The organism is Streptomyces lydicus (assembly GCF_000717345.1).
GTDB lineage: Bacteria > Actinomycetota > Actinomycetes > Streptomycetales > Streptomycetaceae > Streptomyces > Streptomyces lydicus.
In genome coordinates this window covers 81,998-94,485 of the sequence record NZ_JNZA01000001.1, presented here as the reverse complement: position 1 = coordinate 94,485, position 12,488 = coordinate 81,998, and the positions used below count along the sequence as shown (strand labels likewise).

The window sequence follows — 12,488 nt, the reverse complement described above, 5'->3', positions numbered from 1 at the left end:
ATGGTGGCAGCAGAGCGGTGTGAACTGTTCCTCGTTCCCTGCCGGGTTGGCGGCGCCGTACTGTGGCGCGGTGACGACTCAGATGATCATTCTCAACGGTGGCTCCAGCTCGGGGAAGTCCGGGATCGTCCGGTGCCTTCAGGCCGTACTGCCCGACCCGTGGCTGGCGTTCGGCTGCGACGGGTTCGTCGATGCGCTGCCTGCGCGGATGCAGGCGGCGGACGAGGGGATCGTGGTCGCGGCGGACGGCGGGGTGAGCGTCGGGGCCGACTTCCGGACGCTGGAGGCGGCCTGGCGGGACGGCCTCGTGGCGACGGCCCGGGCCGGCGCCCGGGTCATCATCGATGACGTCTTCCTCGGCGGAGCGGCGTCCCAGCAGCGGTGGCAGAAGGCGCTGGGCGACCTGCCCGTGCTGTGGGTCGGCGTCCGGTGTGCGAGTGCGGTCGCCACGGGCCGTGAGGTCGCACGGGGAGACCGCACCCAGGGAATGGCCGCGTCGCAGGCGGAGGTGGTGCACGAGGGCGTGCGCTACGACATGGAGGTGGACACGACGCACACCGAGTCCCTGGCGTGTGCCCACGCCATCGCCGCCCGCCTCAGCTGAGGGCCGGCTCGGCTCCCCGCCGCCCGGCCGGCCGTAGCCGCACGCGTCCGTGACGCAGTCACCGCCGGAGGTCAGGCGTCGAGCCCTCCGCGCCGGACCAGCTGGCGGGTGATCACGTTGCGCTGGATCTCGTTGGTGCCCTCGCCGACGAGCATCAGCGGGGCGTCGCGGAAGTAGCGCTCGACGTCGAACTCGGTCGAGTAGCCGTAACCGCCGTGGATGCGGACGGCGTTGAGCGCGATCTGCATCGCGGTCTCGGAGGCGAAGAGCTTCGCCATACCGGCCTCCATGTCCACCCGGCGTCCCGCTTCGGCCTCCCGGGCCGCGAAGAGGGTGAGCTGCCGGGCCGCGGTCAGCGAAGTGGCCATGTCCGCGAGGTAGTTGCCGACCGACTGGTGCTGCCAGATCGGCTTGCCGAACGACTCCCGCTCCCGGGCGTAGGCGAGGGAGTCCTCCAGCGCCGCCCGGCCGACCCCGAGCGCCCGGGCCGCCACCTGGAGCCGCCCGGTCTCCAAGCCCTTCATGATCTGGGCGAAGCCCTCGCCCTCGACCCCGCCCAGCAGGGCCTCGCCCGGCGCCCGGTAGTCGTCGAACGACACCTCGCAGCTCTCCACCCCCTTGTAGCCGAGTTTGGGCAGGTCGCGGGAGACGGTCAGGCCGGGCCCGTGCTCGACGAGCAGGATTGAGATGCCCTTGTGCGCGGGCTCGGCGTCCGGGTCGGTCTTGCACAGCAGGGCGATCAGACCGGACCGCCGGGAGTTGGTGATCCAGGTCTTCGACCCGTTGACCAGATACCCTCCCCCGCCGTCCTTGCGGGCGAGGGTGCGCAGGGCCTGAAGGTCCGAGCCGCCGCTCGGCTCGGTCAGGGCCATGGTGGCCCGCACCGCACCGGTGGCCATCTTCGGCAGGTACCGCTGCTGCTGTTCCTCGGTGCCGAACTCCAGCAGCAGCTTGGCGACCACGGTGTGGCCACCCATCGCCCCGGCCAGGCTCATCCAGCCACGGGCGAGCTCCTCGGTGATCAGGACGTAGCAGGGGACGGAGACCGGGGTGCCGCCGTACTCCTCGGGGACCGCGAGCCCGAAGATGCCCAGCCGTTTCATCTGCTCGATCAGGGCCTCGGGGTACGTATTGCTGTGCTCCAGCTCCCGGACGACCGGCTTCACGTCCTCGTCGACGAAGTCGTGCACCGTGCGGACGAGGAACCGCTCGTCCTCGGACAGGATGTCGAGAGTGCTCATACGGGCCGCTCCTCGCGGTAGGGGCAGGTCAGATGACGTGGTCGGCGCTCAGCCCGTCGATGTCGGCCGCGTCGTACCCCAGCTCGGCCAGGATGCTCCGGGAGTGCTCGCCGGCGGCGGGCACTGCGTCCATGCGCGGCGCGGTGCCGGACAGGTCCGCCGGCGGCAGCAGCGCGGGCACCATCGCTCCCCCGGGAATCCGTACGTCGCGCCAGCGGTTCCGGGCCGTGAGCACGGGGTGGGCCAGAAACGCTTCGATGTCGTTGACGCCGGCGTTGGCAATGCCCGCCTCGTCGAGCAGCTTCATCACCTCGCCGCTGTCCGCCTCGCCGAACCGCCCGGCCACGAGCGCGTTGAGTTCCTCGCGGTGCGCCACGCGGTCGGAGCCGGTGGCGAAGCGGGGGTCCCCGACGAGTTCCGGCAGGCCCAGGAACTGCTCGCACAGGGCCGCCCATTCGCGTTCGTTCTGGATGGAGAACAGCACGTCCTTGCCGTCGGCTGCGGTGTAGGCGCCGTAGGGGGCGATGGTGGCGTGCTGCGTGCCGAGGCGTGGGGGCTGGGCGGCACCGTAACGGGTGTAGTAGGCGGGCTGGTTCATCCACTCGGCGAGCGCCTCGAACAGCGAGACCTCCACGGCGCGGGCCACGCCCCTGGTCGCCCGGGTGAACAGGGCGGTGAGGACGCCCGAGTAGGCGTACATACCGGCCGCGATGTCGGCGACCGACACTCCCACCCGGGCCGGGCCGTGCTCGTTCCCGGTCAGCGAGACCAGGCCGGTCTGGCACTGCACCAGCAGGTCGTACGCCTTGCGGCCGGCCCACGGCCCGCTCGATCCGTAGCCGGTGATGGAGCACGGGATCAGCGACGGGAAGCGCCCGGCGAGCGCCTCGGCGTCCAGGCCCATCCTGGCGGCCGCGCCCGGGCCCAGGTTCTGCACGAACACATCGGCCCCGCCGAGCAGTTGCTCCAGGATCTGCCGCCCCCGGTCCGACTTGAGGTCGAGGGTCAACGACTCCTTCGACCGGTTGAGCCACACGAAGTAGCTGGACTCACCGTGCACCGTGGTGTCGTAACGGCGCGCGAAATCGCCCCCTTCCGGGCGTTCCACCTTGATGACGCGCGCACCGAGGTCGGCCAGTTGACGGGTGGCGAAGGGGGCCGCCACCGCCTGTTCGACGCTGACGACGGTGATGCCGGAGAGCGGCAGGTCTTCGGAGAGCTCGGTCATGCGCTGACCTCCAGGAGCGTACGGATCCCGCGTCGGGCACACCATCATGGATCCCGGCCAGGGGAGTGCCGCAACCACCCGCGCGCCCGTCAGGTGCCCGGCGCGGCGCCGCTCCCTCTCGGCGGGCATCCGGTCGCGCCCTGCGGACGTGCGCCAAGCGGCGTCTCAGGACCGGGTGGTGCGGGCGCCCCGGCGGTCCCGGCGGGCGAGCATGCGCTGGGTACGGCTGAGCACGCCGTTCGCCGACCAGGTGCGCAGTGCCGCGTGGGCGGCGTTCGCGCCGGGTGCGCCGTGCACCCCGCCGCCCGGGTGCGCTCCGGCCGAGGCCAGGTACAGCCCCTTGACCGGGGTCTCCGGGCGCCCGGTCCCGGGCGTCGGGCGGAAGAGGAGCTGCTGATGGAGGGCGGTGGTGCCGCCGTTGATCGCCCCGCCGTGCAGGTTGGCGTTCATGGCCTCCAGCGTGGGCGGCGCGAGGATCCGGCGGGCCCGGATCCGGGAGCGGAAGCCGGGTGCGTAGCGCTCCACCTGGTGCTCCATGCGATCGGCCATGGCCTCCTGCTCGGCCTGGTTCCACACCCCCGTCAGGCCGTCGTCGCCCGCGTCGCCGCGGACGTGGTGCGGTACGTGGGTGTAGGCCCAGGCGGCCTCGGTGCCGGCCGGCGAACGGGTGGCATCGGCAGTGGTCATCTGCCCGAACAGCGCGAAGGGCCGGTCCGGCACCTGCCCCATGGAGATCTGGGAGGCGAACCGGGTCAGGCCGTCGACCCCGTCGGCCAGGTGCACGGTACCCGCGGTGGCCGCGTCCTCGGCGGTCCAGGGCACCTTGCCGTCCAGTGCCCAGTCGACCTTGAAGGTGGCGAAGTCCCACTGAAACCGGCGCAGATCCGCGAGGACCCGGCCGGGAACGTGCCGGGCGTCGACCAGTTCGCCGTACAGGGCCGGTACGGAGACGTCCGCCAGGACGGCCCGGTCCGCCGAAACCGTCTCGCCGCCGGACGTGCGCACCGCCACGGCACGGCCTCCGCGCACCACGACCTCGACGACCCGTGCGTCGCACCGCACCGCGCCGCCGCGCCGCTCCAGGCGACGTACCAAGGCATCGGTGAGGGCTCCGGCGCCCCCGACCGGGACCGGAAAGCCGACGGACTGGCCGAGCATCGACATCAGCCAGCCGAAGCCGCCGCTGCCCGCGGCCTCCGGAGCGAGATCGGCGTGCAGGGCGTTGCCGGCGAGCAGCAACCGGCCCCCCTCGCCGCGGAATTCCTCCTCGCCCAGGCGCCGTACCGGCAGCAACATCGTCCGTGCCAGGCGCAGTCCGCCCGCCCCGCGCAGCCGGGCCAGGAGCCGGGCCCCGGCGCGCACCGGCGGAAAGGGGGCGAAGAGGGCATCGATGAGGTCGTGCCCGACGCGGTCCCAGACGTCGCACAGGTCGCGCCACGCCGCGCCGTCGCCCACGGCGAAGCCGTCCAGGGCCCGCGCGGTGTCCGGTACCCGCCGCTCCAGGACCGCGCACCGGCCGTCCCGCAAGGGGTGGGCGAGAACCCGGGGCGCATGGCTCCAGCGAAGCCCTTCCTCTTCGAGGCGGAGCGCGCTCAGCACCGGTGAAGCGGCGGCCAGCGGATAGAAGGAGCTGCACAGGTCGTTGACGTAGTCGGGGTGCACTCCGCGGTCGCTGCGGACCGCGCCGCCCGGCTCCGGCTGTGCCTCCAGGACGTCGACCGTCCAACCGCGGTCCGCCAGCAGGTTCGCGGCGACCAGGCCATTGGGACCGGCTCCGATCACCACCGCGTCGGGCATCGCTGTCTCCTCTTCACCAGGGCGGCGCCGACCGTCGGAGCGTGCCGCCGCGAGGCCGGCCGTACGGATCAGTCCAGGTCGCTGAGGTCGCGTGGGAAGCTCTCGACCAGCTTGGCGAGCCGGCTCAGCATGCTGCGGTGGCGCAGCTGGAGGAAGGCGTCCAGGGCCGCGTTGTGCAGCACTCCGCCGGGCCCGGTCAGGGGGTGCTCGTCGACGATGACGACACTGTCCTCGCCCCAGGGACGGACGTCGATGGCGATCCGGGCGGTGCCCAGCGAGCCGCTGTCGACCTCCAGTTCCAGCTCCCGGGGCGGGTCGCAGCGGCGGACGATGGTGCGGCCGTTCAGCGTCCACGGCCCCAGGCGGACGGTGTACGCGAGGGTGGAGCCCACCTCGGGCCAGGCCCCGTCCTCGGGCCGCGAGCTGGCCGTGCCCACGACCCACTCCGCGTAACGGGTGCCGTCGGCGAGAATCGCCCAGACCGCTTCCGGAGCCCTCTTGATCAGCTGATGCCTCACAGCCATGCGCTTCGCCCTCCGGCATCTCGACGGAACCTCTCGACCCCCTCGATGGACCCTCTCGACGGAGCGGGTCGTCAGCGGTCGACTTTCAGCCTAGAGCGGCTCGTCGTACTCGGCCCTCCGCAGCCGACCGGCGGCGCCCGCGCCCGCGACGGCCGTGAGGCTGTGCGACGACGTCCCACTCACCGGCGTGCGCAGGAACTCCCGACGGTGCGGCATTACGGTAGAAATCCCCCTCCTGCCCTCTCCCTCCCGTCCTGCGGGGCGGGCAAGGCCCGGCGGCCGGCAGAAACACGGAGACCTGACCATGGCCGAAACACTGCCCCTGCTCGGGCGCATCGCAGTGATCACCGGCGCCGCGCGCGGACTGGGTGAGGCCATGGCACGTGCCCTCGCACGGCGGGGAGCCAAGGTGGCCCTGCTCGGGCTGGAGGAGCCCGAACTCGCCCGAGTGGCGGCTTCGCTGCCGGGCGAAAGCGCGTATTGGCCCGTCGACGTGACCGACGAAGCCGCGATGGAACGGACGGCCACCCAGGTGACGGAACGCCTCGGCCCACCGTCCGTGGTGGTCGCCAACGCCGGGGTGGCGGCGGCCGGGCCGTTCCTGGACACCGCCCCCGCGACCTGGCGTCGCATCGTGGAGGTCAATCTGCTAGGCAGCGCGGTCACCGCCCGGGTGTTCCTCCCTGATCTGCTGCGCACGCACGGCTACTACCTGCAGGTCTCGTCCCTGGCGGGCATCGCCGCCGCACCCATGATGTCGGCGTACTGCGCCTCGAAGTCGGGGGCCGAGGCGTTCGCACACTCCCTACGCGCGGAGCTGGCGCACCGCGGCGTGGGCGTGGGGGTCGCCTATCTCAGCTGGGCCGACACGGACATGATCAAGGCCGCCGACGGCCACGCGGTCATGCGGGTACTCCGCGCCGGGCTGCCGTGGCCCGCCTCGAAGACGCACCCGGTGGCCCCGGTGGCCGCCCGCCTGGTCCACGGCATCGAGCGGCGCGCCCCCGTCGTCTACGCCCAGCCCTGGCTGCGGGCCGCCCAGGCCGTACGAGCGGGCCTGCCGGACATCGTGGCGCGCCGTTCCCGTCACGAGTTCGCGCGCCTCACCGACCGCTCGGACCTCACAGCCACCGGACTGTTCGGCGCGGGCGGCAAGGCGGCGGAGAGGCCACCCGGTCAGGAGGCACCCGGCGGCCGGGCCGGCTGAGCGTCCCCGAACCGCGCGCACATACGGAGTGCGTCACGCCGAACGAGTGAGGCAAGCAAACGACGCCGGCCTCCGCGTGCACGGAGGCCGGGCAGAACGCCGCCGCACTCACCACTACTGCCGCTCAGGTCAGCGGCCCAGCAGACTGGTCCCCGCACTCACGGCGAGGGAACACACAAACAGCAAGCACGCACAAACGGCGTGCCGTCTGAGCAGGGTGCGACGCAATGCGGCGTAGCGCGCCTCGTATTCGCCGCGCAGGCGCTTGGCCCGGTCGGCGGTGGCCTGGAGCGCCTGGCGCGTCAGGCCCAGACGCTGCTCGGTGTAATGGCGGGTGAGGTCCTCGGCCTGTCCCCTGGTGAGCCAGGTCAGGCGCCGGCAGAGCGCTTGGGCCTCATGCTGCGCCTGCTCTCGCTCCGCTTGCGCAAGGAGGTAGCCCTCCACCTCGTTGGCGAGTGCGGCCCCCTGCCCGGCGAGCGGGGGCCCCTGGCGCCCCGGTGAGGTCAAGACGGGCCGCCTTCATGTCTGGGCGCCTCCACCACGTCGCGTTTGCCGTGGTTCGCCTCGTCGTGCAGGGCGATCTCGGGGTGGTGCAGGTCAAACGCCGGGGCTTCGCTACGGATACGGGGCAGGGTGAGGAAGTTGTGCCGCGGCGGCGGGCAGGAGGTCGCCCACTCCAGCGAACGGCCGTAGCCCCACGGGTCGTCGACGCCGACCGGCTTGCCGTACTTGGCGGTCTTCCAGACGTTGTAGAGGAACGGCAGCATCGACAGGCCCAGCAGGAACGAGCTGATCGACGAGACGGTGTTCAGCCCCGTGAAACCGTCGGCGGCCAGGTAGTCCGCGTAACGCCGCGGCATGCCTTCCGCACCCAGCCAGTGCTGCACCAGGAAGGTGCCGTGGAACCCCACGAACAGCGTCCAGAAGGTGATTTTTCCCAGGCGCTCATCGAGCATCTTGCCGGTGAACTTCGGCCACCAGAAATGGAACCCGGAGAACATCGCAAAAACAACCGTGCCGAAGACCACGTAGTGGAAATGCGCCACCACGAAGTACGAGTCGGAGACGTGGAAGTCCATCGGCGGCGAAGCCAGGATGACACCGGTCAGGCCACCGAAAAGGAAGGTGACGAGAAAGCCGATCGCCCACAGCATCGGCGTTTCGAAGGATAGTGAGCCCTTCCACATCGTGCCGATCCAGTTGAAGAACTTCACACCGGTCGGGACCGCGATCAGGAATGTCATGAAGGAGAAGAACGGCAACAGCACGCCGCCCGTGACGTACATATGGTGCGCCCAGACCGTGACCGAAAGACCGGCAATGGAAATCGTCGCGGCGACCAGACCGATGTAGCCGAAGATCGGCTTGCGGGAGAACACCGGGATGACCTCGGTAACGATGCCGAAGAACGGCAGGGCGATGATGTACACCTCTGGATGCCCGAAGAACCAGAAGAGGTGTTGCCACAGCAACGCACCACCGTTGGCCGGGTCGTAGACGTGGGCGCCGAACTTGCGGTCCGCCTCCAGGGCGAACAGCGCCGCCGCCAGCACCGGGAAGGCCAGCAGGACCAGCACAGCGGTCAGCAGCACGTTCCAGGTGAAGATGGGCAGGCGGAACATGGTCATGCCGGGCGCGCGCATGCAGACGACCGTCGTGATGAAGTTGACCGCGCCGAGGATCGTGCCGAAGCCGGAGAAGGCCAGACCCATGATCCACATGTCGGCACCGATGCCCGGGGACCGGACCACGTCGGACAGCGGTGTATAGGCGAACCAGCCGAAGTCCGCCGCGCCCTGCGGGGTGAGGAACCCCCCGACCGCCACCAGCGAGCCGAAGAGATACAACCAGTAGGCGAACATGTTCAGCCGCGGGAAGGCCACATCGGGGGCACCGATCTGCAGCGGCATGATCCAGTTCGTGAAGCCGGCGAACAGTGGCGTCGCGAACATCAGCAGCATCACGGTGCCGTGCATCGTGAACGCCTGGTTGAACTGCTCGTTCGACACGATCTGCGTGCCCGGCCGGGCCAGCTCGGCGCGCATCACCAGCGCCATCAAGCCGCCGACGAGGAAAAACGCGAACGACGTCAGCAGGTACAGCGTGCCGATGGTCTTGTGGTCGGTGGTCGTCAGCCACCTGATCACCACGTTCCCGGGCTCTTTGCCCCTGAGCGGCAATTCGTTTTCGTACGAGTCCTCGGCTGCCGCGGCACCGTGGGGGTCGTTGAGGATGCTCACTGGTGGGTATCTCCCGATGCTCGCGGTTGGCGTCGCAACTCAGCCGCATCATGGCTGTGCCGGGAGCCGATCGCCTCCTTGAGCGGCCGAAACGCCGCCAATGGCGTGACAGTCAGACCCGAGTGGAGTAGCCACGGCATGTCGTCGTTGTCAGCCCGCAACCCCCACAGCGACGTGCCCTTGGCGCCATCCGTGTCTCATGGCCGACGCGGCGCTCGGCTGAACCCAGCGGCCGGCCGGGACTCACGTGAGGACGAGCCAGACGTTGAACAGGACGTAGATCGCCCCCACGGAGAGCGGCGCCAAAATCGCGAAGCCGAGACGTGCCCCGCTGTATCGCCGTCGCCACGGCAGAAGCCAACTGATCAACAGCAGCATGACGGGGGCGACGAGGCTCCAGGTGCACGCGGTGAAGATGACCGACCCGGCGGGGTCACTGTCACAGGACGATCCACACACGACAAACGTCATGATGGCGAGCCAACCGAACACGAATCCCCCGGCCAGCGTCACGACGGTCGAGATGGCCGGGGTGGCGAACGCATGGCGATCGCGCTCATCGCCGGTCGGGCGGCTCGGCTCGACTCTGTACGGGGACGGCATCTGCTGCATGTTCAGCAGCCAAACATCCCCCGCGTCCGGGCGCATGAGTCCGGATACTCAGCCGTCCGTTGTGGGCCGGTCACGGGTGCCTGGAGTATGTCTGCGCCGCGCGGGCGCGAACCAGGTTGAGCGGTGTTTCGTTCATCCGCCCGCGAGGAACGTGCTTCGCTCCGGCGGACCGTGCCAGGTGCCGCCGAAACTGCACTGGTTCAACTGGAGGACGACACGGCTGTGGTCACCGCGTCGGGGATCAGCGTGATCAGTTGTTGAGACCAGCAATCCGATTGCTGGGTTGCGACCTCGGCTCCGCAGGCATCGCAAACGAGGTTGGGGCCGTCCAAACCGTCAAGTCCGCAGCATCCGTTGAGGCGCCCACGGTCAGGGTGCCGGGACACCCCCGAGATGTCGTCAGGATTGAGAACGAAGGCGCCGGTGTGGGGGCTGACCGCATACGACCCGTGCGGCATCAGCGGTGGCAGGAACCTGTGTCCCGGGGCTTCCTCCGTCACTGGAGGCGGTATCGGCGATTCCCGGAGGGCGAGGGTGATTCGCTGCTGACAGGCACTGCACGAGAAGACGGTCATGGCTGCATTCTGCGTGAGCCGCCGGTGTTGGCACTCGCCGCCCACCGCCCACCGCATCCCTTACGACACGCCGTACCGACGGAATGAGGAGGGCTACCCCGGGCTGGTCGCCCACCGTCCTCTGCCGGCCCTGCTCACCATGGCCCGCGAGGGGGCGAAGTAGAAGGCGAGGAAAGCGAAAGGGCTAGTTCAAGGAGTGAGAAGGAAGCCCCTTCATGGCCTCGCCGTGGGCAACGATAACAGTCAGGCGGGGATCAGGTCGCGCAGATTTTCGGGGGTGAGGATGCGGGAGTCCGGGTGGAGGCCCTCCGGGCGTTCCAGGCCGAGGTAGGTGACCGGGCCGTCCGGGAGGCTGCTGCCGTCCCACAGGGTCACGGTCGTGGTGCCGCCGGTCATCAGGTCGACGAGGTAGCGCACGGTGAGGTATTCGCGTTCGACGATGCCGCGCAGCAGCGTCGCGACCGATACCCGGTTCCCCTCGACGCGGTTGGCCGCCGGATTCCCCGTGAGGTGCAGGTGCAGCCACTTGGCGCGCCAGCGGCCGTCGTCGCCGCGCAGGAACGCCAGTGGCAGCGCCACCTTGCCCGGGCCGCGCAGTTCCGACTTCAGCCGTACGGTGCGCGGTTCGAACGGGCGGCCCTGCTGGGCGGTCTCGCGCAGCATGAAGCCGAAGAACGACTCCTCGACCTCTTCGAAGCCCTCCCCCGCGAAGATGTTGACCTGCGGGACGATGAAGGTGCCGCGGACCGCGCCCAGGCGCAGGTTGATGAACTCCGAGGCCCCGTCGGGCGCGTCGGTGATGTCCCCGGAGTGCTCGCCCTCGACTTCCGTGAGGGCGGTGTACGAGAGCCAGCACCGGGTCGAGTAGTCGGCGTTCAGCATCAGTGCCGACAGGTCGTAGTCGGTGCTCCGGTCTGTCTGCTTCCAGTAGACGAAGAAGCGCAGCAGTTCGCCGTCGACGGGCGAGAGGGAGCCGCGGGGCAGCACGCCGAGCCCGGACGCTGTCGCCTTTCCGCTGAGCGGGAGCGCGACATCGAGGACGTCGGGATCGATCAGCAGGTGCTCGGGGGCCGGCAGGCGTCGGCGGATTTCGGCGTCCAGGGCGGAGATCAGCCGCTTGCGTTCGTCCGGGAGTACCGGCTGGCGCTCGTCGGAGGTGACCCAGGCGCGGCCGAGGCGGTTGACGAAGACGCGGCGTTCGCCGGTCTCCTCGGGCCGGTTGTGGAGGTGTTCGCGGACCGACAGCAGGACCCGGCCGGAGACCCGGTCGGCGACCTGCTCGGCGACGGCCACGACGGCCTCGCGCTCGTCCTGGGTGAGGCACATCCGCAGCAGCCGGTCCAGGGAGCGGAAGAGCTTGCCGGGCGCGGCCCGCAGGAGCTCCGCCGCCCCGGTGACGTCGTGCATCCCGAACAGTTCCTCGGCGCGGCTGTCGAGGGAGCGGGCCTGCTGCTCGCCCCGGGCCACCGCGAACACCTGGGCGGCGTGCGGCCAGCGCGGGTACTCGTGCGGGTGGAGGCGTTCGCCGAGGCGCTTGAAGGGTTCGCGGTGCGCGTGCACGTCCGCGAGCTTGGCGGGGGCGGCGGCGACCACGCCGTCGAGGCCCGCGAGCAGGGCGCGGCGCACCGGACGTGAGAGGTTCTTGAAGCGGGTCGGTTCCTGGAGGGTCACATCGCCGTCCGACAGGGCGCAGGCCAGGCGGAGCACATCGGTGACGGTGTCCACCAGGAGGTCCGCGCCGACGCCCAGGCGGGCCTGGTTGACCAGGGCACGGTTCTCGCGGATCGGGATGGCCTCGGGCTGGGGACCGTGCACGCAGTGCGCGGCGAGCGCCCGCAGGTCCTCCAGGTCGTCGTCGCCCAGTGGTGTGGTGCTTCCGGCCAGGGCCAGGTAGAGAGCGGTGATCTCGTCGGCCAGGGGGTCGCCCGTGTGCAGGACGGTCATCCGGTCGCCCGCCGCCGCGATCAGCTCGTCCTGGGCGGCGAGCATCTCGCGGTAGGTGTGGGGGTAGTTGCCGTAGGACGGCAGCGTGAGCAGGTCCACCACACCGCTGCTGAGCTGCTCGAGCGTGCTTTCCCGGCTTGCCTCGTCGGCCAGCGCCTCGATGATGCACTGCGCCCAGAAGTCGCACGTGTCGGGCACGTTGGCCGGGAAGTCGATGAAGTAGACGTTGTGCTGGACGTGGTCCCCGACCATCTCGCGGACGGTACGCAGTGTGTCGACGGCGGTGTCGACGACCGTCCCCTCGGACAGTCCCGACAGCCGCTCCAGCAGATCCGCCGAGAGTTTGAAACCCACCGACATCAGGGCGGCGTCGAACTGTCGCGCCGCGACACCACCGTTCCCCACGGGCCCCGTGGGGAACGGGAGGCGGAAGGTGTGCCGGATAACCATTGATTCGAGACTGTGTCCCATTCCGGCATGATCCCAGAGCGGTGTGCCCGGGCGCACACGGGTTTC

At 70.3% G+C, this 12,488-nt stretch carries 11 protein-coding genes; 2 read left to right on the top strand and 9 right to left on the bottom strand.

Going from position 1 to position 12,488, the window contains the following annotated elements; all coding sequences use genetic code 11:
• Positions 1–70 precede the first annotated feature (70 nt).
• On the top strand, positions 71–604 hold the full coding sequence (cpt, locus tag OO62_RS00425) for a chloramphenicol phosphotransferase CPT (protein ID WP_228332372.1): 534 nt from the start codon (positions 71–73) through the stop codon (positions 602–604).
• A gap of 71 nt (positions 605–675) precedes the next feature.
• Here the strand turns inward: cpt and OO62_RS00420 are convergent, their stop codons facing one another.
• The 4 genes from OO62_RS00420 to OO62_RS00405 form a co-directional block, all read right to left on the bottom strand.
• Positions 676–1,845 carry an acyl-CoA dehydrogenase family protein gene (locus tag OO62_RS00420; RefSeq protein WP_033265058.1) on the bottom strand — a complete coding sequence of 390 codons (1,170 nt, stop codon included), beginning with the start codon at positions 1,843–1,845 and terminating at the stop codon, positions 676–678.
• Between the two features lie 28 nt (positions 1,846–1,873).
• Positions 1,874–3,073, bottom strand: a complete 1,200-nt coding sequence (locus tag OO62_RS00415; protein ID WP_033265057.1) for a CaiB/BaiF CoA transferase family protein — start codon at positions 3,071–3,073, stop codon at positions 1,874–1,876.
• A gap of 165 nt (positions 3,074–3,238) precedes the next feature.
• Positions 3,239–4,870 (bottom strand): phytoene desaturase family protein, encoded by a 1,632-nt coding sequence (locus tag OO62_RS00410; RefSeq protein ID WP_033265056.1) that lies wholly within the window; start codon positions 4,868–4,870, stop codon positions 3,239–3,241.
• Positions 4,871–4,938: 68 nt separating this feature from the next.
• Entirely contained in the window at positions 4,939–5,394 is a 456-nt protein-coding gene (locus OO62_RS00405) for an SRPBCC family protein (protein ID WP_033265055.1), read from the bottom strand.
• A gap of 304 nt (positions 5,395–5,698) precedes the next feature.
• Here OO62_RS00405 and OO62_RS00400 point away from each other — a divergent pair, with 304 nt between their 5' ends.
• On the top strand, positions 5,699–6,601 hold the full coding sequence (locus tag OO62_RS00400) for an SDR family oxidoreductase (RefSeq protein ID WP_033265054.1): 903 nt from the start codon (positions 5,699–5,701) through the stop codon (positions 6,599–6,601).
• A 129-nt stretch (positions 6,602–6,730) separates the two neighbouring features.
• On the opposite strand, the gene OO62_RS00395 is transcribed toward OO62_RS00400, so the two are convergent.
• The 5 genes from OO62_RS00395 to OO62_RS00380 form a co-directional block, all read right to left on the bottom strand.
• Positions 6,731–7,108, bottom strand: coding sequence for a hypothetical protein (locus tag OO62_RS00395; RefSeq protein WP_228332373.1), 378 nt, complete (start codon positions 7,106–7,108; stop codon positions 6,731–6,733).
• The gene (gene ctaD, locus OO62_RS00390) at positions 7,105–8,841 is read right to left on the bottom strand and encodes an aa3-type cytochrome oxidase subunit I (protein WP_051732419.1); all 1,737 of its coding nucleotides are present in this window, start codon (positions 8,839–8,841) and stop codon (positions 7,105–7,107) included. The genes OO62_RS00395 and ctaD overlap by 4 nt, the downstream gene beginning before the upstream one ends.
• Before the next feature lie 243 nt (positions 8,842–9,084).
• A complete protein-coding gene (locus tag OO62_RS00385; RefSeq protein WP_129322937.1) occupies positions 9,085–9,453 on the bottom strand; it encodes a hypothetical protein in 369 nt (122 codons plus the stop codon).
• A 200-nt stretch (positions 9,454–9,653) separates the two neighbouring features.
• A complete protein-coding gene (locus tag OO62_RS39395) occupies positions 9,654–10,028 on the bottom strand; it encodes a hypothetical protein (RefSeq protein ID WP_157850122.1) in 375 nt (124 codons plus the stop codon).
• Positions 10,029–10,271: 243 nt separating this feature from the next.
• Positions 10,272–12,443 (bottom strand): TerD family protein, encoded by a 2,172-nt coding sequence (locus tag OO62_RS00380; RefSeq protein ID WP_033265053.1) that lies wholly within the window; start codon positions 12,441–12,443, stop codon positions 10,272–10,274.
• Positions 12,444–12,488: the final 45 nt, after the last annotated feature.

Coding starts and splice junctions, on each gene's coding strand:
- OO62_RS00420 (WP_033265058.1), bottom strand. CDS start 1,845: ATGAGCACTCTCGACATCCTGTCCGAGGACGAGCGGTTCCTCGTCCGC.
- OO62_RS00415 (WP_033265057.1), bottom strand. CDS start 3,073: ATGACCGAGCTCTCCGAAGACCTGCCGCTCTCCGGCATCACCGTCGTC.
- OO62_RS00410 (WP_033265056.1), bottom strand. CDS start 4,870: ATGCCCGACGCGGTGGTGATCGGAGCCGGTCCCAATGGCCTGGTCGCC.
- OO62_RS00405 (WP_033265055.1), bottom strand. CDS start 5,394: ATGGCTGTGAGGCATCAGCTGATCAAGAGGGCTCCGGAAGCGGTCTGG.
- OO62_RS00400 (WP_033265054.1), top strand. CDS start 5,699: ATGGCCGAAACACTGCCCCTGCTCGGGCGCATCGCAGTGATCACCGGC.
- OO62_RS00385 (WP_129322937.1), bottom strand. CDS start 9,453: ATGCAGCAGATGCCGTCCCCGTACAGAGTCGAGCCGAGCCGCCCGACC.
- OO62_RS39395 (WP_157850122.1), bottom strand. CDS start 10,028: ATGACCGTCTTCTCGTGCAGTGCCTGTCAGCAGCGAATCACCCTCGCC.
- OO62_RS00380 (WP_033265053.1), bottom strand. CDS start 12,443: ATGGGACACAGTCTCGAATCAATGGTTATCCGGCACACCTTCCGCCTC.